Source organism: Citrobacter sp. MGH104 (assembly GCF_001034485.1).
In the GTDB taxonomy this organism is placed as follows: Bacteria; Pseudomonadota; Gammaproteobacteria; order Enterobacterales; family Enterobacteriaceae; genus Citrobacter; species Citrobacter freundii.
Genome location: NZ_KQ089818.1, coordinates 2,105,360 through 2,128,249 on the forward strand (window position 1 = coordinate 2,105,360; position 22,890 = coordinate 2,128,249).

Below are 22,890 nucleotides of genomic sequence, written 5' to 3' on the forward strand. Positions count from 1 at the left end.
TTATACGTCTTTCGTGATACCCTGCGCGCGAGTGAAAGGAACCGGAAGCCATGCACGAATCGACAACCCACCACGTTCACTGGTACCAATCTCCAGCATGCCGTTATGGTTATCGATAATACGTTGCACAATCGCCAGACCCAGCCCCGTGCCGCTGGTACTGCGCGCGCTGTCGCCGCGGACAAATGGCTGGAACAGGTGCTTACGCTGCTCCGGCTTGATGCCAGGACCATCATCTTCTACCTGGAACCAGGCGCGATGCGTCTCCGTACCGCTACTGACCTTAATCCAGCCGTTGCCGTAGCGGGCGGCGTTAACCACCATATTGGCAACCGCACGCTTGATCGACAGCGGGTGCATCTTCACCTGAATGGCGCCAGGCTGCAGCGCAGTTTCGATTTCACGTTCATAGCCGCTTTCTGCCGCAACCACTTCACCCAGCACCGAGTTCAGATCCGCCATCTCCATCGGCATCTCCTGACCGGTACGCAGGTAATCGATGAACTGCTCGATGATGGCGTTACACTCTTCGATGTCCTTATTGATGGACTCCGCAAGATAACCGTCCTCTTCGCCCATCATTTCCGTTGCCAGACGAATACGCGTCAGCGGAGTACGTAAATCGTGGCTCACGCCCGCCATTAACAGCGTACGGTCATCGGCCAACTGCTTCACACCTGCGGCCATATGGTTAAAGGCTCGGGTTACGGAGCGCACCTCTGAAGCGCCATACTCACGCAACGGCGGTGGAATGATACCTTTCCCCACCTGCAGCGCCGCATGTTCAAGATCCACCAACGGTCGGTTCTGGATACGGATAAACAGCCACGCGCCACCGATAGCCAGCAGCATAATCGCCAGCGTATAGCGGAACAGCGGTGAGAAATCGCCTTGATGAATTTCCGTAAGCGGCACACGTACCCAGATGTTGGGCGACAGCCAGGTTTTCAGCCACACAACCGGCGAGCTTTTGTTTACCTCAACGCGGACTTCCGTTGGGCCACCCAACTGCTGCGCCATCTGATGGCTTAAGAATTCATAGTGTTGCGCCCAACGCAGTCCGGCTTCTTCAGCGGCCTCGTTGGAATAGAGGGAAATACCCAGCTCACGATAAATTTCCCGACGGAATGCGGGCGGCACCACCAGTTGCGTACCGTCCTCCAGCTGTAGTTTATCGGTCATCAGCATACGAACTTCGTAGGCCAGGACCTTATTAAACTGCTGGAGGCTCGGCAGAATCGCGAAGTTCAGCACTACCAGGTAAGTCGTCACCAGGCTGGCAAACAGCAAGGTGACGATGAGCAATAACGTGCGGGCAAACGAACTTCGTGGCGAGAAGCGCATTCGCCTCATGCTTTAGAACCGTCCGGAACAAAGACGTAGCCCAGACCCCATACGGTCTGAATGTAGCGTGGATGCGCCGGGTCTTCTTCCACCATGCGACGCAAACGGGAAATCTGGACGTCGATAGAACGTTCCATCGCAGAATATTCACGACCACGGGCCAGGTTCATCAACTTGTCGCGGGACAGCGGCTCACGCGGATGGCTGACCAGTGCTTTCAGCACCGCAAACTCACCGCTGGTGAGCGGCATAGGCTCATCTTCACGGAACATTTCACGCGTACCGAGGTTCAGTTTGAACTTACCAAACGCAATGACTGCTTCTTCCTGAGAAGGCGCGCCCGGCAGTTCATTCGCCTGACGGCGCAGGACTGCGCGAATACGTGCCAGTAGCTCACGCGGGTTAAACGGTTTCGGAATGTAATCGTCAGCGCCGATTTCCAGTCCTACAATACGGTCCACTTCTTCGCCCTTCGCCGTGACCATAATGATCGGCATCGGGTTGCTTTGGCTGCGCAGGCGACGGCAAATAGACAGGCCATCTTCTCCCGGCAGCATTAAATCCAGCACCATCAGGTGGAAAGACTCACGGGTCAGCAGACGATCCATCTGCTCAGCGTTTGCGACGCTTCGAACCTGGAAGCCCTGCTCGGTCAGATAACGCTCCAGAAGCGCACGTAAGCGCATGTCGTCATCGACCACCAGAATCTTATAGTTCTCTTGCATTGTTATTACTCCCAAAGGTTCGCAACAATTAAGTGTATATTCTTAAGAAAGCTAACGTGAGTCACCAGCGAATTCTGGTATGAATTCCAGGCTAAATTGTTACAAAGCATATTAAACAGCAGCTTAAGTATACAATGTTTCTCGCAATACATTATTTATTCTGTTGATATGCTCACGTAATACTAATTGTGCGCATCATCACAGAGTCGAAGGTAAAACAATAAGATGAAAACGCCCCTGATAACCCGTGAAGGGTATGAAAAACTCAAACAAGAGCTGAATTATCTCTGGCGTGAAGAGCGCCCGGAAGTCACCAAAAAAGTAACCTGGGCCGCGAGTCTGGGTGACCGCAGCGAAAATGCCGACTACCAGTATAATAAAAAGCGCCTGCGTGAGATCGACCGTCGCGTCCGATATTTGACCAAGTGCATGGAGAATCTGAAAATCGTCGATTACTCCCCGCAGCAGGAGGGCAAAGTCTTCTTTGGCGCATGGGTTGAGATTGAAAATGACGATGGCGACATCCGCAAATTCCGTATTGTTGGCTACGATGAGATCTTCGGTCGTAAAGATTACATCTCTATCGACTCACCAATGGCGCGAGCGCTGCTGAAAAAAGAAGTCGGCGATCTCGCAGTAGTAAACACTCCTGGTGGCGAAGCCAGCTGGTACGTGAACGAGATTGAATACGTTAAGTGAGACCGGAACAATCCGAAGCCCCGGCAGATGGCTGGCATTTTTGTCAGTCAATCCGTATAACTATCCCCTGATTTTTTATCCTATAGACGAAGCTATCCATGATGAATGATTCTTTCTGCCGCATTATCGCAGGTGAAATTCAGGCTCGTGCTGAACAGGTAGAAGCTGCCGTTCGCCTGCTTGACGAAGGGAACACCGTGCCGTTTATCGCACGATATCGTAAGGAAATCACCGGCGGTCTGGACGATACGCAACTGCGTAATCTGGAAACCCGTCTGGGATATCTGCGTGAACTGGAAGACCGCCGTCAGGCAATCCTGAAATCTATCGGCGAGCAAGGCAAACTGACCGACGACCTGGCGAAAGCGATCAACGGCACGTTAAGTAAGACCGAACTCGAAGATCTCTATCTGCCGTACAAACCTAAGCGCCGTACCCGTGGGCAGATCGCCATTGAAGCAGGCCTTGAGCCGCTGGCAGACCTGCTGTGGAACGAACCGTCTCACGACCCGGAAACAGAAGCCGCTAAATATCTCAACGCCGACAACGGCGTGGCGGATATCAAAGCGGCCCTCGACGGCGCACGTTACATCCTGATGGAACGCTTCGCTGAAGATGCCGCGCTGCTGGCGAAAGTGCGTGACTATCTGTGGAAGAACGCGCATTTGGTTTCCACCGTGGTAAGCGGTAAAGAAGAGGAAGGCGCGAAATTCCGCGACTACTTCGATCACCACGAACCGATCTCTACCGTGCCATCCCACCGTGCGCTGGCCATGTTCCGTGGCCGTAACGAAGGCGTGCTGCAGCTTTCGCTGAATGCCGATCCGCAATTCGATGAGCCGCCAAAAGAGAGCCACGGCGAACAGATTATCCAGAACCACCTGGGACTGCGCCTGAATAACGCACCGGCAGACAGCTGGCGTAAAGGCGTTGTGAGCTGGACCTGGCGCATCAAAGTGCTGATGCACCTCGAAACCGAACTGATGGGCACCGTGCGCGAACGCGCAGAAGATGAAGCAATCAACGTCTTTGCCCGTAACCTGCATGACCTGCTGATGGCGGCTCCGGCCGGCCTGCGCGCCACCATGGGCCTCGATCCCGGCCTGCGTACCGGCGTGAAGGTGGCGGTTGTTGACGGTACCGGTAAGCTGGTCGCGACCGACACCATTTATCCACACACCGGTCAGGCCGCCAAAGCCGCCGTTGCCGTTGCGGCGCTGTGTGAAAAATACAACGTTGAGCTGGTGGCGATTGGTAACGGTACAGCGTCGCGCGAAACCGAGCGCTTCTTCCTCGACGTGCAGAAACAGTTCCCGAAAGTCACCGCGCAGAAAGTGATCGTCAGCGAAGCCGGGGCATCGGTTTACTCGGCTTCCGAGCTGGCGGCGCAGGAGTTCCCGGATCTCGACGTTTCATTGCGTGGCGCAGTGTCTATCGCCCGTCGTTTGCAGGATCCGCTGGCTGAGCTGGTGAAAATCGATCCGAAATCGATCGGTGTGGGCCAGTATCAGCACGACGTTAGTCAAACACAACTGGCGCGTAAGCTGGACGCGGTGGTGGAAGACTGTGTGAACGCCGTCGGCGTCGATCTCAATACCGCTTCCGTTCCGCTGTTGACCCGCGTGGCCGGCCTGACACGCATGATGGCGCAAAATATCGTTGCCTGGCGTGATGAGAACGGTCAGTTCCAGAACCGTCAGCAATTGCTGAAAGTCAGCCGTCTGGGGCCAAAAGCCTTTGAACAGTGTGCAGGCTTCCTGCGCATCAACCATGGCGATAACCCACTGGATGCCTCCACCGTTCACCCGGAAGCCTATCCGATTGTGGAACGCATTCTGGCCGCTACCGAGCAATCGCTGCGTGACCTGATGGGCAACAGCAACGAACTGCGCAATCTGAAAGCCGCCGATTTTACTGACGAACGCTTCGGGGTGCCGACCGTCACCGACATCATCAAAGAGCTGGAAAAACCGGGCCGCGATCCGCGTCCTGAATTTAAAACCGCGCAGTTTGCCGATGGCGTCGAAACCATGAACGATCTGCTGCCGGGAATGATCCTGGAAGGGGCGGTCACCAACGTCACCAATTTCGGCGCGTTTGTTGATATCGGCGTTCATCAGGATGGTCTGGTGCATATCTCTTCGCTGTCGAATAAGTTCGTCGACGATCCACACACCGTAGTGAAAGCGGGCGACATTGTGAAGGTGAAAGTGCTGGAAGTGGACCTGCAACGTAAGCGTATCGCGCTGACCATGCGTTTGGACGAGCAGCCGGGTGAAACCAATGCGCGTCGCGGCGGCGGGAATAACGATCGCACTCAGGGCAATCGCCCGGCGCCAAAAGCGGCGAAACCGCGTGGCCGTGACGCCCAGCCTGCGGGCAACAGCGCGATGATGGATGCGCTGGCGGCGGCAATGGGTAAAAAGCGCTAAGTTTAAACCGTGTGCCGGATGACGGAATCAATACCTTATCCGGCATATTTAATATATGCCCCGCTTTTCACCACAATATATTTATCACTTTATTAACAGATGAAACCTTAATTAAACATTAAGATTCTCAATAATTACCTCCGCGAACCATTCTTTCCCTACAAGAATAAATATTGAGGAATATCAAAATTGGCTCAAATTATTATCCAATTGTACATTCCGTCACATTTATTCTATTGATGATAGAAACCATTCTCATTATCATTGTTTTGTTGATTATTTACTCTTTCCTTACGTTGGCTAATCATCTGGTCTCATGCCGCCCTGTCGCCCCATGAGGTAATCATCCAGTTAGCGAGATATAAGTAGGTCCCTATGCAATTCACTCCTGACAGTGCGTGGAAAATTACCGGCTTTGCCCGTGAAATCAGCCCGGCTTATCGTCAGAAACTGTTGTCACTTGGCATGCTGCCCGGCTCCTCCTTCAACGTAGTACGCGTCGCCCCGCTCGGCGATCCTATCCATATCGAAACGCGTCGCGTAAGTCTGGTATTGCGTAAAAAGGATTTGGCGTTATTAGAAGTGGAAGCGGTTTCCTGTTAATACAGTGAGTCTATAAAAATGAAAAAACTAACCATTGGTTTAATTGGTAATCCTAATTCCGGCAAGACAACTTTATTCAACCAGCTCACCGGCGCGCGCCAGCGTGTAGGTAACTGGGCTGGCGTTACCGTTGAGCGTAAAGAAGGTCATTTCGCCACAACGGACCATCAGGTCACGCTGGTGGATTTACCCGGCACCTATTCTCTGACGACAATCTCATCCCAGACCTCTCTCGATGAGCAGATTGCCTGCCACTATATTTTAAGCGGCGACGCGGATCTGTTGATCAACGTGGTCGATGCTTCAAACCTTGAACGCAACCTCTACCTGACGTTGCAACTGCTTGAGTTGGGCATCCCCTGCATCGTCGCGTTGAATATGCTGGATATCGCTGAAAAGCAGCAAATCCGTATTGATATCGACGCCCTCTCAGCACGTCTTGGCTGCCCGGTGGTTCCGCTGGTTTCCACCCGCGCCCGCGGCATTGAAGCGCTGAAGCTGGCGATCGATCGCTACAAAGAAAACGACACCGTCGAGCTGGTCCATTATGCCCAGCCGTTGCTGCAGGAAGCGGACTCCCTCGCCGACGCGATGGCCAAAGATATGCCGCTCAAACAGCGCCGCTGGCTTGGCCTGCAGATGCTGGAAGGCGATATCTACAGCCGCGCCTATGCGGGTGATGCCGCGCAAAATCTCGATGCCTCTATCGCACGCCTGAGCGAGACAATGGACGATCCGGCGCTGCATATCGCCGATGCGCGCTATCAGTGCATTGCCGCTATCTGCGATACCGTCAGCAATACTCTGACGGCAGAACCGAGCCGTTTCACCACCGCGGTAGATAAAATCGTTCTCAACCGCTTCCTCGGGCTACCGATTTTCCTGTTCGTGATGTACCTGATGTTCCTGCTCGCCATTAACATCGGCGGCGCGCTGCAACCATTGTTTGACGTCGGCTCCGTAGCACTCTTTATCCATGGTATTCAGTGGATTGGCTACACGCTGCACTTCCCGGACTGGCTCACTATCTTCCTGGCCCAGGGCCTTGGCGGCGGGATTAACACCGTGCTGCCGCTGGTACCGCAAATCGGCATGATGTACCTGTTCCTCTCCTTCCTTGAAGACTCCGGCTACATGGCGCGCGCCGCGTTTGTGATGGACCGTCTGATGCAGGCGCTGGGACTGCCGGGCAAATCGTTCGTCCCGCTGATCGTCGGCTTTGGCTGTAACGTACCGTCCGTGATGGGCGCACGTACGCTGGACGCCCCGCGTGAGCGTCTGATGACCATCATGATGGCGCCGTTTATGTCCTGCGGCGCACGTCTGGCGATTTTCGCCGTCTTTGCCGCGGCGTTCTTTGGTCAGAACGGCGCACTGGCGGTCTTCTCGCTGTACGTACTGGGTATCGTGATGGCGGTGTTGACGGGCCTGATGCTCAAACACACCATCATGCGTGGTGAAGCAACGCCGTTCGTGATGGAGCTGCCGGTATACCACGTGCCGCACATCAAGAGTCTGATTATTCAGACCTGGCAACGCCTGAAAGGCTTCGTTCTGCGTGCAGGTAAAGTCATCATCATCGTCAGCATTTTCCTCAGCGCGTTTAACAGTTTCTCGCTGAGCGGGAAAATCGTCGATAACATCAACGACTCTGCTCTGGCCTCCGTTAGCCGTGTTATTACTCCTGTGTTTAAACCGATTGGCGTTCACGAAGATAACTGGCAGGCAACCGTAGGTTTGTTCACCGGCGCGATGGCGAAAGAAGTGGTGGTGGGTACGCTGAACACGCTCTATACCGCGGAAAACATTCAGGAAGAAGAGTTCAACCCGGCAGATTTCCACCTCGGTGACGAGCTGCTCGGCGCAGTGGATGAAACCTGGCAAAGCCTGAAAGACACCTTCAGCCTGAGCGTACTGGCTAACCCTATCGAAGCCAGCAAGGGCGACGGCGAAATGGCGACGGGCGCAATGGGCGTGATGGGCGAGAAATTTGGCAGCGCCGCCGCCGCGTACAGCTACCTGATCTTTGTTCTGCTGTATGTGCCGTGCATTTCAGTGATGGGCGCTATCGCACGTGAATCCAGCCGTGGCTGGATGAGTTTCTCGATTCTGTGGGGCCTGAATATCGCCTACTCTCTGTCGACGCTGTTTTATCAGACGGTCAGCTACAAAGAGCACCCGACCTACAGCCTGGTGTGCATTTTAGCGGTCATCCTGTTTAACATCGTGTTGCTGGGCCTACTGCGTCGAGCTCGCAGCCGCGTGGACCTCGCACTGCTGGCAACCAACAGAACGGCGAGTTCCTGCTGTTCCAGCACGACTGGCGATTGCCACTAAGGTTATCGACAATGGCATCACTTATTCAGGTTCGTGATTTATTGGCTTTGCGGGGGCGTATGGAGGCAACACAAATTAGCCACACGCTGCATACCCCGCAGCCCATGATTGACGCCATGCTGAATCAGTTAGAAAAGATGGGCAAAGCGGTGCGGATTCAGGAAGATGCCGACGGGTGTCTTTCCGGAAGCTGCAAAAGTTGCCCGGAAGGTAAAGCCTGCCTGCGCGAGTGGTGGGCTTTGCGCTAATCAGATGCTCTTTGCCGGATGGCGCTACGCTTATCCGGCCTACAAATGATGCAAACGTCCAGGCCGGATAATTCGTTTATGCAGATATCCGGCTTTTTTGCGTAATGGATTCCACATAGATTTCATTATTTCAGCAAAAAAGATCTATCCTCCAGCCAGCTACCCGCGAAGGTGATGGTTACATTTACACCATTATTGAACATCAAAGCAGCGCCGATGCTCACATGGCATTTCGGCTAATGCGCTATGCCATTGCCGTAATGCAGAGGCATCTGGACGCGGGCCATAAGAAACTACCGTTGGTGATCCCCCTACTTTTTTATCATGGTACCGTCAGCCCATATCCCTATTCACTTTGTTGGCTGGACGAGTTTGATGACCCGGAGTCCGCCAGACAACTTTATAGCACCGCGTTTCCACTGATCGATATCACCGTTGTGCCCGATGACGAGATTATGCAGCACCGCCGGATGGCGCTGCTGGAGCTCATCCAAAAACATATACGTAAACGCGATTTGATGGGGCTGGTAGAAAAACTGGCCATCCTGCTTGTTAAAGGACACGCTAATGACAACCAGTTGAAAGCCTTGTTTAATTACCTGATGCAAGCCGGAGACACCGTGCATTTTGGGGAATTTATTCATGAAGTCGCCGAACGTTTACCCCAACACAAGGAGAGATTGATGACAATCGCTGAGAGGCTACGGCAGGAAGGACATTTTAATGGTCTTCAGGAAGGCCATCGGAAAGGATTACAAGAGGGGTTACAAACAGGTCTACAACAAGGCAAACGAGAGGAAGCTTTGCGCATCGCGACAACCATGCTAGCGGATGGTATCGACAGATTAACAATACTCAGAATTACCGGGCTTAGCGCTGAAGACCTGCCAGCACAACCCCATTAATTTCAGGCCCGGCAAGCGCGACGCTACCGGGCAAGTCAACATTGGCTATAGCTGTTGTTTTAACGCCACCAGCGCTGAGCAGAACTCCGCCGGATGCGAGATAAACGGCGCATGCGCCGCCTTAGCAAACACCAACGACTCGCTCTGCGGCCACAGGGCATCCAGCATCGGGACGACTTTGCGCGGCACCAGCCCATCAAGATAGCCGTACAACCGCAGGAAAGGCATTTCCACCGTGCACAGCGGCTCACGCAGATCGACCGTTTTCAGGATCTCCAGCCCGCCATTAAGCACCTCGACGTCCGGCATGGGTAAAGCCAGTACCGTTTTCTTCAACGCTCGCGCATCCTGACGCGCGGTTTCCGTACCCATCGTTTGCAATGCCAGAAAACGCTCCACTGTACGCTGGAAATCTTCGCTCAGCTGCTGCTGGAAGCCTGCCAGCACCTCTGGCTTGATACCCGGCCACTCATCCCGCGCGCTAAAGCAAGGGGAAGACGCGACGGTCACCAGCGCCTGAACACGCTCAGGATGCGTTAGGGCTACCTGACTCGCGACCAGCCCGCCCAGACTCCAGCCGAGCCAGATAGCTTTCTCCGGTGCCTGTTTCAATACCCGCTCAGCCATCTCTTCCAGCGACATTGCACCGAAACCCTGGCTACGACCAAATCCCGGTAAGTCGACAAGATGCAGCTTAAAATGCGAACTCAGTTCCTCGCTTATGCAATGCCACACTTGCGCATTCAGTCCCCATCCGTGCAGCAGCACAAGATGGCAATTTCCCGAACCCTGGGTCTGCCACCAGATGTCATTCATCAGTTATTGTTCTCTTTTAGCCTGAAAGGATGCCTCTATGCTAACAGTACCGGGATTGTGCTGGCTATGCCGAATGCCCCTGACGTTAGGGCATTGGGGGATCTGCTCAGTCTGTACGCGGGCAACGCGCCAACACGCCAGCCTATGCCCTCAATGTGGACTCCCTGCCGCTCATACCGTCATTCCCTGTGGGCGCTGCCTGCAAAAACCGCCGCCGTGGCAGCGGCTGGTCACCGTCAGCGACTATGTTCCGCCGTTGAGCGGGCTTATCCACCAGCTCAAGTTTTCGCGACGCAGCGAAACAGCCTCCGCTCTTTCGCGTTTGCTGTTGCTGGAGGTACTACAGGCCCGGCGCGTCAGCGCCCTTCCTCTGCCGGACAGGCTGGTCAGCGTCCCGCTCTGGCAACGCCGACACTGGCGCAGAGGGTTTAATCAGAGCGATTTACTGTGCCGTCCGCTTGCACGCTGGCTGGGTTGCGACTGGGACAGCCAGACCGTCTCGCGGGTTCGGGCAACCGCCACACAGCACCATCTCAGCGCCCGATTACGTAAACGTAACCTGAAAAATGCCTTTCGCCTTGAATTGCCGGTGCAGGGACTCCATATGGTTATTGTGGATGATGTCGTCACTACCGGAAGTACCGTCGCGGAAATCGCGCAGCTGCTTTTACGCAACGGCGCGGCGACTGTCCAGGTATGGTGCCTGTGTCGAACCTTGTAGAGCCTCGATGATGGGCGTATTATAACCAAGTAAAATAGTCAACTATTAGGCCATTACTATGATCCATATTTCCGATGCTGCACAAGCGCACTTTGCCAAACTGCTGGCAAATCAGGAAGAAGGGACACAAATCCGCGTATTTGTGATTAATCCCGGCACGCCTAACGCTGAATGCGGCGTTTCTTATTGTCCGCCGGACGCCGTGGAAGCAACCGACACCGCCATTAAATTTGACCTGCTGACCGCATATGTTGATGAACTGAGCGCACCGTATCTGGAAGATGCAGAAATCGATTTCGTTACCGACCAGTTAGGCTCCCAGCTGACCCTGAAAGCACCAAACGCCAAAATGCGTAAAGTTGCCGATGATGCGCCGCTGATGGAACGCGTGGAGTACATGCTGCAATCGCAGATCAACCCACAGTTGGCTGGTCACGGTGGTCGCGTATCTCTGATGGAAATCACCGATGAAGGCTACGCCATTCTGCAGTTTGGCGGCGGCTGTAACGGCTGTTCAATGGTCGATGTGACGCTGAAAGAAGGTATCGAGAAGCAGCTGCTGGCTGAATTCCCTGAACTGAAAGGCGTTCGCGATTTAACCGAACACCAGCGCGGCGAGCACTCTTACTACTAACGCCAGACTTGTAGGCCCGGTAAGACGCATCCGCGTCGCCACCGGGCATCGATGCCGGATGGCAGCGTAAACGCTTTATCCGGCCTACGCCCTTACATTTCTCTGCACGCACCCTGTAATAATCCCCCGCATAATTTGACCAGCCTCTCATAATTTAAATTTTGCCTGCCCAGGTGATTTTCAAGCGCCACATGTTACCCGTATCATTCGTATCAGCACCTAACACACACATAATAGCCAGCGAAACTGATTAGTTTTGCAGGCAACCAGCATTGGTGCTGAGAATACTCTGTTCCCGGTCGGGACAATCGGAATTTGTCATCTAAACACTGACGTTACCCATAACAAAGTTAAGGCCAGGTAAATCATGCCATTAGTCATCGTTGCTATCGGTGTAATCTTGTTACTCCTCCTGATGATCCGTTTCAAAATGAACGGCTTCATCGCTCTCGTCCTGGTGGCGCTTGCTGTCGGATTGATGCAAGGGATGCCACTGGATAAAGTCATCGGTTCAATTAAAGCCGGCGTCGGCGGAACCCTTGGCAGCCTCGCCCTGATTATGGGTTTTGGCGCCATGCTGGGCAAAATGCTGGCGGACTGCGGCGGCGCACAGCGCATCGCAACCACCCTGATTGCTAAATTCGGCAAAAAACATATTCAATGGGCGGTGGTATTAACCGGCTTCACCGTTGGTTTTGCCCTGTTCTACGAAGTTGGTTTCGTACTGATGCTGCCGCTGGTGTTCACCATTGCCGCTGCTGCCAATATCCCGCTGCTGTACGTTGGCGTGCCAATGGCTGCGGCACTGTCCGTAACGCACGGCTTCCTGCCACCGCACCCGGGTCCAACCGCTATTGCCACCATTTTCCACGCAGATATGGGTAAAACCCTGCTGTTTGGTACGATTCTGGCAATCCCGACCGTTATTCTCGCCGGTCCGGTATACGCACGTTTCCTGAAAGGCATTGATAAGCCAATCCCGGAAGGTCTGTACAGCGCAAAAACCTTCACTGAAGAAGAGATGCCAGGCTTTGGCGTCAGCGTCTGGACCTCTCTGGTCCCGGTTATTCTGATGGCAATGCGCGCCGTGGCGGAGATGATTCTGCCGAAAGGTCATGCTTTCCTGACGGTTGCAGAATTCCTCGGTGACCCGGTCATGGCAACGCTGATTGCAGTGCTGATTGCGATGTTCACGTTTGGTCTGAACCGCGGACGTTCGATGGATCAGATTAACGACACGCTGGTGTCTTCAATCAAAATCATTGCGATGATGCTGTTGATCATCGGCGGCGGCGGTGCCTTCAAACAGGTCCTGGTTGATAGCGGCGTGGACAAATACATCGCCTCAATGATGCACGGCTCTAACGTGTCTCCGCTGCTGATGGCATGGTCTATCGCTGCAGTACTGCGTATCGCATTGGGTTCCGCAACCGTTGCAGCGATCACCGCTGGTGGGATAGTGGCGCCGCTGATTGCAACAACCGGCGTAAGCCCTGAGCTGATGGTTATTGCGGTTGGTTCCGGTTCTGTCATCTTCTCCCACGTGAACGATCCAGGTTTCTGGCTGTTCAAGGAGTACTTCAACCTGACCATCGGTGAAACCATCAAGTCATGGTCAATGCTGGAAACCATTATCTCTGTCTGCGGTCTGGTAGGGTGTCTGCTGCTGGGTATGGTGGTCTGATAAAACGGTGCCGGGTGGCGCTTCGCTTACCCGGCCTACCGCTGTCATCGTAGGCCGGATAAGACGCACTCTGCGTCGCCATCCGGCAAAATAACACTACTTCTTCTTCGCGGCCGCTTTTCGCCGCTTATCCAAATCCTTAATTAGCTTATTCACTCTCTCATCGGCAAACATCTGCTCCAGCGTGGCGGTGAGCTTACGCCGCCAGTTTTTGTACTGGTCGCTGGTCCCCGGAATGTTGACCGGTTCAGCCATATCCAGCCAGTCTTCCGGTTGTAGGCCCAGCAGCGCACTGTTGCTGTCAGCGATGTAGCGTTGCATGCCGCGATTAAGAATCGGCGTCATCGACATCAGGGATGCCTTGTGACCGGCACGTTTTGGCAGGCAGCCGTATTTGTGCAGCGCGTCCAGCAGCCCCTGTTTCGCCAGTTCTCGGTCCTGATACAACCCGCGCAGCACGACTTCATCCGGATACAGGCCCAGTGCTTTACCCAGCGTCAAATCGCCGCTATCCCAATAACCTTTAAGCGTAGGAAGGTCATGCGTCGCCGCGACTGCCATTGATTGTTCCGGGTACGCTTTCGGCGTACGGAAGTTTTTCTCATGGTCATTCTCGAAATAAAGCACTTTGTAGGAGTACACGCCGCTGTCGCGCAGCTTGCTGACGATCTCCACCGGCACAGTACCCAGATCCTCACCAATTACCATGCAGTGATGACGTTTACTCTCCAGCGCCAGAATTGAAAGCAGGTCATCGACCGGATAGTGCACGTAAGCGCCGTGATCGGCAGTTTCACCGTAGGGGATCCACCACAGACGCAGCATCGACATAACATGGTCGATACGCAGCGCACCGCAGTTCTGCATATTGGCGCGCAGCAGTTCGATAAACGGTTCGTAGGCGCGTGCCGTAATGATGTGCGGATCCATCGGCGGCAGCCCCCAGTTTTGTCCGAGTGGACCGAGAATATCCGGCGGCGCACCAACCGAGGCTTTCAGGCAATACAGCTCGCGGTCACACCAGGTTTCCGCCCCACCTTCGGCCACGCCAACCGCCAGATCGCGATACAGTCCAATCGGCATCGCAAAACTCTGGCTGGTTTTCCAGCAGTCAGCAAACTGGGTATACGCCAGCCACTGTAACCACAGGTAGAAATCCACATCGTCACGATGTTCTTCGCAGAATCGTTTTACCTCTGGCGAGTCCACTGACTGGAAAGCTTCCGGCCACACCGGCCATCCCCAGCGCAATGCGTCCTCTTTCACCTGATGCGCATGCAGCGCATCAAAGACTGCCTGCCAGTAGAGGCTGTCCCCTTCCTGAGACACAAACTGGCGAAATGCCGCCATCTGCTCATCATCACGTGCGGAGAAGCTTTTCCACGCCATACGTAGCGCCGTCATCTTCAGTGCAGTAACGGCAGAATAATCAACCCACTCGGCATCGCGCGCACGTTGCAGAGCTTGCTGAGTCGCGGGTTTCTGCCACCACGCCTGCGCCTCTTTACTCAGGCGGAAATCGTCTACGGCGTTCACATCAATATAAATCACGTTCAACCAGCGGCGTGAAGACGGGCTGTACGGGCTGGCGCTCTCCGGGTTAGCCGGATACAGCGCGTGAATAGGATTAAGCCCGATAAACGCGCCGCCGCGTTGCGCCACATCTACCAGCATGGCGCGGAGATCGCCAAAGTCGCCAATCCCCCAATTCTTTTCTGATCGCAGGGTGTAGAGCTGAACGCATGCGCCCCACAGCTTCTGCCCGGCTAACAGCGCCTGCGGTTCATAGCAGCGCTTTGGCGCCACGATGATACGACAATGGGTACGCAGCTCGCCCTGGGTCAGGGTCAACGTGTGATACCCCTCCGGCAGCTTCGCCGGAAGAGTGAAAGATTTACCGCCGACGGCATGCCCTTTGTGCTGCACGCCCTCTTCGGTGGTCAGCAGCCAGTTAAACTCTCCGCTTCCCTCAACCGCCAGCGGCATTTTCTTGCCAGCGGTGTAGACCATGACATTCGGCACCGGAGTTACCGCCACCTGAGTGGCAGCGGTGGTGCGATGCATGGCGTCAAGCAAACGCCGTTTGGTTTCGGCACCAATAGACTGCAGTTTACCGTGGGCATTAATGTAATTGGGGCTGATCCCCGCCGCCAGCGCGGCATTATCCAGACGTTTGCTTTCCATCGCGATTCCTTAACGTTTCGCCTGCCAGATACGAGCCTGATAATCGCGGATGGAGCGATCCGAGCTGAACATGCCGCAACGTGCGGTATTCAGAATCGCCGCCCGGGTCCAGGCTTCCTGGTCACGATACAACACGTCAACCTGCTTCTGAGCTTCAACGTAGGCCGCGAAGTCCGCCATCACCAGATACGGGTCGCCGCCCTGCTTGCCGATACTGTGCAGCATCTGGTCAAAGGCATGCTTGTCGCCGTCGCTGTATTTCCCGCTTTCCAGCTCTTTCAGGACAGCATCCAGCACTTTATCTTTTTTACGCCATTTCACCGGGTCGTAGCCTTTGGCTTTGAGCACCTTCACCTCTTCCACGGTATGACCAAAGATAAAGATATTCTCGTCACCTACCTTCTCGGCGATTTCGACGTTTGCGCCATCCAGCGTACCAACGGTTAACGCACCATTCAGCGCCAGCTTCATGTTACCGGTACCGGAAGCCTCTTTCCCTGCGGTTGAAATCTGCTCAGAGATATCCGCCGCCGGGATCAGCATTTCCGCCGCCGAGACACAATAATCCGGCAGGAAGACGACCTTCAGCTTGTCGCCAACTTTCGGGTCGTTATTGATAGTTTGTGCAACCTGGTTGATGGCGAAGATGATATTTTTCGCCAGGTAGTAACCTGGAGCAGCTTTTGCGCCAAACAGGAATACGCGCGGCACGCGATCTGCCTGCGGGTTCTCACGGATTTCTTTGTACAACGCCAGAATATGCAGCAGGTTGAGGTGCTGACGCTTGTACTCATGCAGACGTTTAATCTGAATATCAAAGATAGCGTTAGTCGTTATTTCAATACCGGTACGCGCTTTAATAAACTTCACCAGGCGCTCTTTGTTCGCCAGCTTGATGTCGCGATACTGCTGACGGAACTTCGCGTCGTCGGCGTATTTTTCCAGGTTAATCAACTGGTCGAGGTCGTTGGCCCACTCTTTTTTCAGCGTTTTATCCAGCAGTGCGGCAAGCGCCGGGTTGCACTGCTTAATCCAGCGACGTGGGGTAATCCCATTGGTGACGTTATGGAATTTGTTCGGCCAGAGCTGGTGATATTCAGGGAACAGATCTTTCACCACCAGATCGGAGTGCAGCGCCGCCACACCGTTAACCGCAAAGCCGCTGACCACGCACATGTTAGCCATGCGCACCTGTTTGTTGTGCACCACCGCCAGCTTCGCCCAGACTTCAGCATCACCCGGCCAGGTTTTATCGACCAACGCCTTAAAGCGCTCGTTAATCTCTTTGATGATTTGCATATGGCGCGGCAGTAGCGCTTTCACCAGCTTCTCGTCCCAGCACTCCAGCGCCTCTGGCATAAGGGTGTGGTTGGTGTAAGCAAAGGTTTTGCTGGTAATGGCCCACGCATCGTCCCAGCTCATCTGGTGCTCATCAATCAGCACGCGCAGCAGCTCAGGAATGGCAATGGTCGGGTGAGTATCGTTGAGCTGAATAACTTCAAAATCCGCCAGCTCATGAAGTTTACGCCCTGCCAGATGATGGCGGCGCAGAATGTCAGCTACAGAACAGGCACACTGGAAGTACTGCTGCATCAGGCGCAGCTTTTTACCCGCGGTGTGGTTATCGTTCGGGTAAAGCACTTTCGTCAGTTTTTCGGCATCGATGCCCTGCTGCTCTGCGCGCAGGAAATCACCATCGTTAAATTTGGTCAGGTTAAACGGATGCGCGTGGCTGGCCTGCCACAGACGCAGCGGTTGCGCTACGCCGTTACGGTAGCCGAGAACTGGCAGATCCCAGGCCTGACCGGTGATGGTAAAACCTGGCTCCCAGTGGCCTTCTTTGCTGACCTTACCGCCAATCCCAACCTGCACATCCAGCGCCTCATTGTGACGGAACCACGGGTAGCTGCCACGATGCCAGTCATCCGGGGCTTCCATCTGTTGCCCATCGGCAAACGACTGACGGAACAGGCCGTACTGGTAGTTGAGGCCATAGCCCGTCGCCGACTGGCCGACAGTCGCCATCGAATCGAGGAAGCAGGCTGCCAGGCGCCCCAATCCACCGTTACCCAACGCCGGATCGGTCTCTTCTTCCAGCAGGTCGGTCAGGTTGACATCATGTGCTTTCAGCTCATCGCTCACCTCCTGATACCAGCCGAGGTTGAGTAAGTTGTTGCCGGTCAGACGGCCAATCAAAAACTCCATCGAGATGTAGTTAACGTGACGTTGATTTTTTGCCGGTTTCGCCGCAGGCTGGGCGCTGAGTAACTCAGCCAACGCCCCACTCACTGCCTGCCACCACTGGCGCGACGTCATTTCTTGAGCCGACAGTAAACCGAAGCGCTGCCACTGACGCGTCAGGGCAGCCTGAAATTGATCTTTGTTGAAAGTAGGCTGTGACATAGGGGTTCCAGATCCTTAGGTAATAAAACAACGTTATCGCTAGTTTGCCTGGCTCGTTGTTGACATTCCTCATCCTGGCACGGATTAGGGAGGGAGGAGGAGCGGGGATGAGCATAAAAGTGTGATCTCCGCCACTTAAAGGGGGCGTAATCACCCGTAAATTCGCGCAAACCGTGCATAACGCCCTTTGGATGACGCATTAATAACAAAGGATTAATCCACAATCTCAAATAATGGAGTGACGATGAGAAACAAAATGTAAATAGAGAAATAGTTTCTAACCTGAAATATCTATGCCGGGTAAGATAATTCACATAAAAATTTTAAGTCGGCCACAAAATTCGTCGATTTTGATTAGTCGCCTGAGTAACTATATAAAAACAGAGGGATTTTCCGACACATTAAAAATTACAACGGATCCAGTCGCCACGCCTGTTGCGACTCTTTAAAACAATTATTGCAATAGATGTATAGATTTGTGACATAGTGCAAAATCAGACACACAAAAAGTCCGCTTAGCTTGCATAAAACACCAATCTGGCCGACCTTATATCTATTAATTACGAAGCGCAAAAAAAATCATTCTTCCCTATTTTCACACAGTGAAGTGACTAACTTATGTTGATTCCGTCTAAATTAAGTCGTCCGGTTCGACTCGACCATACGGTGGTTCGTGAGCGCCTGTTGGCTAAACTTTCCGGCGTGAACAATTTCAGGCTTGCCCTGATAACAAGTCCTGCTGGTTATGGAAAAACAACGCTGGTTTCACAATGGGCGGCGGGGAAGAACGACTTAGGCTGGTACTCTCTGGATGAAGGCGATAATCAACAAGAGCGCTTTGCCAGCTATCTGATCGCCGCCATCCAACAGGCAACGGGTGGACATTGCACCACCAGCGAAGCGATGGTGCAAAAGCGCCAGTACGCCAGTCTGACGTCACTGTTTGCCCAGCTATTTATCGAACTGGCCGAGTGGCACCGTCCGCTCTACCTGGTGGTGGATGATTATCATCTGATCTCCAATCCGGCTATTCACGAAGCGATGCGTTTCTTCCTGCGCCACCAACCTGAAAACCTCACGCTGGTCGTACTGTCGCGCAACCTGCCGCAGTTGGGTATTGCCAACCTGCGGGTACGCGATCAACTGCTGGAAATAGGCAGCCAACAGCTGGCCTTTAACCATCAGGAAGCCAAACAATTTTTCGACCGACGTTTGTCCTCTCCCATTGAAGCGGCAGAAAGCAGCCGGATGTGCGATGACGTTGCTGGCTGGGCCACAGCGTTACAGCTGATCGCCCTTTCCGCCCGCCAGAACAATAACTCTGCTCACCAGTCGGCACGACGCCTCGCCGGGATCAACGCCAGCCATTTGTCCGATTATCTGGTTGATGAAGTGCTGGACAGCGTCGACCTCGGCACCCGTCACTTCCTGCTGAAAAGCGCCATTCTGCGTTCCATGAACGATGCGCTGATCGTCCGCGTTACCGGGGAAGAAAATGGCCAGATGCGACTGGAAGAAATTGAGCGCCAGGGGTTATTCCTGCAGCGGATGGATGACGTTGGCGAGTGGTTCAGCTATCACCCGCTGTTTGGCAGCTTTTTACGCCAGCGCTGCCAATGGGAGTTGGCGAACGAACTGCCCGAAATACACCGCGCCGCCGCCGAAAGCTGGATGGCGCAAGGCTTCCCCAGCGAAGCTATCCACCACGCGCTGGCGGCCGGTGACGCCCATATGCTGCGCGATATCCTGCTTAATCATGCGTGGGGACTGTTTAACCACAGCGAGCTGACGTTACTGGAAGAGTCGCTGAAAGCCCTGCCGTGGGAAAGCCTGCTGGAAAATCCGCGTCTGGTTCTGCTACAGGCCTGGCTGATGCAGAGCCAGCACCGCTACGGAGAGGTTAACACCCTGCTGGCGCGCGCAGAGCAGGAAATAAAAGGCGACATGGAGCCAACGCTGCACGCCGAATTCAACGCTTTACGGGCGCAGGTAGCGATTAACGATGGCAACCCTGACGAAGCCGAACGCCTGGCAAAACTGGCGCTGGATGAATTACCCATCGCCTGGTTCTATAGTCGTATCGTCGCCACCTCGGTGCACGGCGAAGTCCTACACTGTAAGGGCGATCTCACACGCTCTCTGGCGTTAATGCAGCAAACCGAGCAAATGGCACGTCATCATGACGTCTGGCATTACGCACTGTGGAGCCTTATCCAGCAAAGCGAAATTTTGTTTGCCCAAGGCTTTTTACAGGCCGCCTGGGAGACTCAGGAAAAAGCGTTCCAGCTGATCAAAGAGCAGCACCTGGAACAGCTGCCGATGCACGAGTTCCTGGTGCGCATTCGTGCGCAGCTACTGTGGGCATGGGCGCGTCTGGATGAATCAGAAGCCTCTGCCCGTAGCGGTATTGAACTGCTTTCCACTTTCCAGCCGCAGCAACAGCTACAGTGTCTGGCGCTGCTGGTTCAGTGTTCACTTGCGCGGGGCGATCTTGATAACGCTCGCAGCCTGCTCAACCGTCTGGAAAACCTGCTGGGCAACGGTCACTATCACAGCGACTGGATCTCCAACGCCGATAAGGTGCGGGTGATTTACTGGCAAATGGTGAGCGACAAAAACTCTGCCGCCAACTGGCTGCGCCACACGCCGAAACCAGAATTCGCCAATAACCACTTCCTGCAAAGCCAGTGGCGCAACATCGCTCGCGCGCAAATCCTGTTGGGTGAGTTTGAGCCGGCTGAAATTGTGCTGGAAGAGTTGAATGAAAATGCACGCAATCTGCGCCTGATGAGCGATCTGAACCGTAACCTGCTGCTGCTTAATCAGCTCTACTGGCAGGCAGGGCGCAAAAATGACGCCCAGCGTGTGTTACTCGAGGCCCTACAGCTGGCGAACCGCACCGGGTTTATCAGCCACTTTGTTATCGAAGGCGAGGCCATGGCGCAACAACTGCGCCAGCTGATTCAGCTCAATACCTTACCGGAACTCGATCAGCACCGCGCCCAGCGCATTTTGCGTGAAATTAACCAGCATCATCGCCATAAATTCGCCCACTTCGATGAAGGGTTCGTTGAGCGTCTGCTGACTCACCCGGAAGTACCGGAGCTTATCCGCACCAGCCCGCTGACCCAGCGCGAATGGCAGGTTCTGGGACTAATTTATTCGGGCTACAGCAACGAGCAGATCGCCGCAGAGCTGGCCGTCGCGGCAACGACCATCAAGACGCACATCCGCAATTTGTACCAAAAGCTCGGCGTCGCACACCGCCAGGATGCGGTGCAACATGCGCAGAAGCTGCTGAAAATGATGGGATACGGCGTTTAGTTAATGCCTGATACGCGACGCTTATCAGGCCTGGAATTACCTTAGCACAGCTCTAACTGAATATGATGGTCAGCAATCACCTGCATCACACCAGCAGGCGGCAGCGTGTCGGTATACACCGCATCCACCATGCTGATGCTGCCCATATTCACCATCGCGTTACGCCCAAACTTCGAGTGGTCCACCACCAGCATCACATGACGTGAATTCTCAATGATCGCGCGTTTGGTGCGAACTTCGTGATAATCAAATTCCAGCAGCGAACCATCGCTGTCGATACCGCTGATGCCTAAGATGCCGAAGTCCAGACGGAACTGAGAAATAAAGTCGAGGGTCGCTTCGCCCATAATACCGCCGTCGCGGCTACGCAGTTCGCCACCGGCGAGGATTATGCGGAAATCCTCTTTCGCCATCAGCGTATTCGCCACATTGAGGTTGTTGGTCACAATGCGTAAATTGCTGTGATTGAGCAGCGCGTGAGCCACCGCTTCCGGCGTGGTTCCGATATCAATAAACAGCGTAGAACCGTTCGGGATCTGCGTGGCAACTTTGCGAGCAATGCGCTCTTTTTCCGCCGTCTGCGTTGCTTTACGGTCATGCCACGGGGTGTTAACCGAGCTGGATGGCAACGCCGCGCCGCCGTGATGGCGCAAAATCATGTTCTGATCGGCCAGATCGTTAAGATCGCGGCGAATCGTCTGCGGGCTGACGGAGAAATGCTCCACCAGCTCTTCAGTACTGACGTATCCCTGTTTTTTTACCAGCTCGATGATCGCGTCATGTCGTTGTGTTTGCTTCATTATTGTTCCCTGAAATTTTGCCGGATGCGCTGACGCTTATCCGGCCTACAAATTGGTCCAAACGCACACCGCCTTCCGGTACCACAAAACTTGAATCAAGTTCGTTTTCGTACATTTATAGTATCGGCAAACGCCATTGCCAAACCCACGGCCAACCCGGCGATATGAGCACCATTCGCCATCGACATGCCGAATAGATCAAACCAGCCAGCAACAATCCAGATCAAGGCAAAGATAATCAAACCACGCTGCAGGAAAATACCGCTCTGCGGATCGCGCTCGCCGCGCAACCACACGTAGCCCATCAGCGCATATACCACGCCAGACAATCCACCAAACCACGGGCCGCTAAATTTCTGCTGAACATAACCGCTCAACAGGGCGCTGATCACGGTAATAACAATCAGTTTTCCACTGCCCAGACGCTTTTCAACCGCACCGCCGAGATACCACCACCACAGCAGGTTGAACAGAATATGCATCAGCGAGAAGTGCATAAAAGCGTGGGTGAAATAACGCCAGAATTCAAATTTCAGCGAAGGGTCAAACGGCCATGCCAGCCAGAGCATCACAGCCTGGTCGCCCAGCACGTTCATCGCGATAAACACCAACACACACGCGGCCATCACCAACCAGGTTACCGGACCTGCGCGTTCGCGCAATGTGGCCAGGAACGGATAACGTTGGTAGCGCAGACCGCTGTCGGTCTGACCCGACTGCCAGCTTGCTGCGAGGTAGCGCGGATCGCCCGGATTCTCCAGAAACCGCACCAGTTCAGCGTGCACGCGCTGAGCCTGGGACTCATCCGCCAGCCAGACATCCGTTTGCTGATGTTGTTGAATCGTCAGGATAACGCCCTGTGTCGCCATATAATCAACGAATGCCTGCGCCACGCGGGGGTTAGCAAAAGAGGTAATCATCAACATGGTTGCTGTCGCTTCATCCACACAAAAGAGGACAGTATATATACCCTTCTTACTTCGAGCTGCATCTTTGTTGGCTTTCCTCGCTCACTCCGGTCACGTACTGTT

General features: G+C 54.2%; 16 protein-coding genes and 1 pseudogene. 10 read left to right on the top strand and 7 right to left on the bottom strand.

Going from position 1 to position 22,890, the window contains the following annotated elements; all coding sequences use genetic code 11:
• Positions 1-1,353 (bottom strand): two-component system sensor histidine kinase EnvZ, encoded by a 1,353-nt coding sequence (gene envZ, locus SK34_RS09940; protein WP_003837891.1) that lies wholly within the window; start codon positions 1,351-1,353, stop codon positions 1-3.
• A complete protein-coding gene (gene ompR, locus SK34_RS09945; protein WP_001157751.1) occupies positions 1,350-2,069 on the bottom strand; it encodes an osmolarity response regulator transcription factor OmpR in 720 nt (239 codons plus the stop codon). The genes envZ and ompR overlap by 4 nt, the downstream gene beginning before the upstream one ends.
• Positions 2,070-2,294: 225 nt before the next feature.
• Between ompR and greB the strand changes: the two genes are divergently transcribed.
• The 6 genes and pseudogenes from greB to SK34_RS09975 all read left to right on the top strand — a co-directional run.
• Complete coding sequence (gene greB / locus SK34_RS09950) at positions 2,295-2,768, top strand: transcription elongation factor GreB (RefSeq protein ID WP_003023524.1); 474 nt, start codon at positions 2,295-2,297, stop codon at positions 2,766-2,768.
• A 98-nt stretch (positions 2,769-2,866) separates the two neighbouring features.
• Positions 2,867-5,200, top strand: a complete 2,334-nt coding sequence (locus SK34_RS09955) for a Tex family protein (RefSeq protein ID WP_048232925.1) — start codon at positions 2,867-2,869, stop codon at positions 5,198-5,200.
• Positions 5,201-5,575: 375 nt separating this feature from the next.
• Positions 5,576-5,803 carry a ferrous iron transporter A gene (feoA, locus tag SK34_RS09960; protein ID WP_003023519.1) on the top strand — a complete coding sequence of 76 codons (228 nt, stop codon included), beginning with the start codon at positions 5,576-5,578 and terminating at the stop codon, positions 5,801-5,803.
• A gap of 18 nt (positions 5,804-5,821) precedes the next feature.
• Entirely contained in the window at positions 5,822-8,140 is a 2,319-nt protein-coding gene (gene feoB, locus SK34_RS09965; RefSeq protein ID WP_003023518.1) for a Fe(2+) transporter permease subunit FeoB, read from the top strand.
• Positions 8,141-8,151: 11 nt separating this feature from the next.
• Positions 8,152-8,388 carry a [Fe-S]-dependent transcriptional repressor FeoC gene (gene feoC / locus SK34_RS09970; RefSeq protein WP_003023516.1) on the top strand — a complete coding sequence of 79 codons (237 nt, stop codon included), beginning with the start codon at positions 8,152-8,154 and terminating at the stop codon, positions 8,386-8,388.
• 161 nt (positions 8,389-8,549) lie between these two features.
• Positions 8,550-9,293 (top strand): annotated as a pseudogene (locus SK34_RS09975) (Rpn family recombination-promoting nuclease/putative transposase); the annotation flags it as partial.
• A 45-nt stretch (positions 9,294-9,338) separates the two neighbouring features.
• On the opposite strand, the gene bioH reads toward SK34_RS09975, so the two are convergent.
• Complete coding sequence (gene bioH, locus SK34_RS09980; RefSeq protein WP_048232932.1) at positions 9,339-10,109, bottom strand: pimeloyl-ACP methyl ester esterase BioH; 771 nt, start codon at positions 10,107-10,109, stop codon at positions 9,339-9,341.
• A 37-nt stretch (positions 10,110-10,146) separates the two neighbouring features.
• On the opposite strand from bioH, the gene gntX reads away from it, so the two are divergent.
• From gntX to gntT, 3 genes are all read left to right on the top strand, one after another.
• Positions 10,147-10,830, top strand: a complete 684-nt coding sequence (gntX, locus tag SK34_RS09985) for a DNA utilization protein GntX (RefSeq protein ID WP_003023511.1) — start codon at positions 10,147-10,149, stop codon at positions 10,828-10,830.
• Between the two features lie 58 nt (positions 10,831-10,888).
• Positions 10,889-11,464, top strand: coding sequence for a Fe-S biogenesis protein NfuA (gene nfuA / locus SK34_RS09990; RefSeq protein WP_003023509.1), 576 nt, complete (start codon positions 10,889-10,891; stop codon positions 11,462-11,464).
• Between the two features lie 367 nt (positions 11,465-11,831).
• Positions 11,832-13,148 (top strand): gluconate transporter, encoded by a 1,317-nt coding sequence (gene gntT, locus SK34_RS09995; RefSeq protein ID WP_003023507.1) that lies wholly within the window; start codon positions 11,832-11,834, stop codon positions 13,146-13,148.
• A gap of 96 nt (positions 13,149-13,244) precedes the next feature.
• On the opposite strand, the gene malQ is transcribed toward gntT, so the two are convergent.
• Complete coding sequence (malQ, locus tag SK34_RS10000; protein WP_048232934.1) at positions 13,245-15,332, bottom strand: 4-alpha-glucanotransferase; 2,088 nt, start codon at positions 15,330-15,332, stop codon at positions 13,245-13,247.
• Positions 15,333-15,341: 9 nt separating this feature from the next.
• Positions 15,342-17,735: a maltodextrin phosphorylase gene (gene malP, locus SK34_RS10005; protein ID WP_046671277.1), complete on the bottom strand. Its 2,394-nt coding sequence runs from the start codon at positions 17,733-17,735 to the stop codon at positions 15,342-15,344.
• 618 nt (positions 17,736-18,353) lie between these two features.
• Here malP and malT point away from each other — a divergent pair.
• Positions 18,354-21,059, top strand: coding sequence for an HTH-type transcriptional regulator MalT (gene malT / locus SK34_RS10010; RefSeq protein WP_003848003.1), 2,706 nt, complete (start codon positions 18,354-18,356; stop codon positions 21,057-21,059).
• Between the two features lie 41 nt (positions 21,060-21,100).
• On the opposite strand, the gene SK34_RS10015 is transcribed toward malT, so the two are convergent.
• Entirely contained in the window at positions 21,101-21,859 is a 759-nt protein-coding gene (locus SK34_RS10015) for a DeoR/GlpR family transcriptional regulator (RefSeq protein ID WP_003023499.1), read from the bottom strand.
• A 95-nt stretch (positions 21,860-21,954) separates the two neighbouring features.
• The gene (gene glpG, locus SK34_RS10020; RefSeq protein WP_003023496.1) at positions 21,955-22,785 is read right to left on the bottom strand and encodes a rhomboid family intramembrane serine protease GlpG; all 831 of its coding nucleotides are present in this window, start codon (positions 22,783-22,785) and stop codon (positions 21,955-21,957) included.
• Positions 22,786-22,890: the final 105 nt, after the last annotated feature.

Coding starts and splice junctions, on each gene's coding strand:
- feoC (WP_003023516.1), top strand. CDS start 8,152: ATGGCATCACTTATTCAGGTTCGTGATTTATTGGCTTTGCGGGGGCGT.
- bioH (WP_048232932.1), bottom strand. CDS start 10,109: ATGAATGACATCTGGTGGCAGACCCAGGGTTCGGGAAATTGCCATCTT.
- feoB (WP_003023518.1), top strand. CDS start 5,822: ATGAAAAAACTAACCATTGGTTTAATTGGTAATCCTAATTCCGGCAAG.
- greB (WP_003023524.1), top strand. CDS start 2,295: ATGAAAACGCCCCTGATAACCCGTGAAGGGTATGAAAAACTCAAACAA.
- gntT (WP_003023507.1), top strand. CDS start 11,832: ATGCCATTAGTCATCGTTGCTATCGGTGTAATCTTGTTACTCCTCCTG.
- nfuA (WP_003023509.1), top strand. CDS start 10,889: ATGATCCATATTTCCGATGCTGCACAAGCGCACTTTGCCAAACTGCTG.
- malQ (WP_048232934.1), bottom strand. CDS start 15,332: ATGGAAAGCAAACGTCTGGATAATGCCGCGCTGGCGGCGGGGATCAGC.
- SK34_RS09955 (WP_048232925.1), top strand. CDS start 2,867: ATGATGAATGATTCTTTCTGCCGCATTATCGCAGGTGAAATTCAGGCT.
- glpG (WP_003023496.1), bottom strand. CDS start 22,785: ATGTTGATGATTACCTCTTTTGCTAACCCCCGCGTGGCGCAGGCATTC.
- ompR (WP_001157751.1), bottom strand. CDS start 2,069: ATGCAAGAGAACTATAAGATTCTGGTGGTCGATGACGACATGCGCTTA.
- gntX (WP_003023511.1), top strand. CDS start 10,147: ATGCTAACAGTACCGGGATTGTGCTGGCTATGCCGAATGCCCCTGACG.
- malT (WP_003848003.1), top strand. CDS start 18,354: ATGTTGATTCCGTCTAAATTAAGTCGTCCGGTTCGACTCGACCATACG.
- envZ (WP_003837891.1), bottom strand. CDS start 1,353: ATGAGGCGAATGCGCTTCTCGCCACGAAGTTCGTTTGCCCGCACGTTA.
- SK34_RS10015 (WP_003023499.1), bottom strand. CDS start 21,859: ATGAAGCAAACACAACGACATGACGCGATCATCGAGCTGGTAAAAAAA.
- feoA (WP_003023519.1), top strand. CDS start 5,576: ATGCAATTCACTCCTGACAGTGCGTGGAAAATTACCGGCTTTGCCCGT.
- malP (WP_046671277.1), bottom strand. CDS start 17,735: ATGTCACAGCCTACTTTCAACAAAGATCAATTTCAGGCTGCCCTGACG.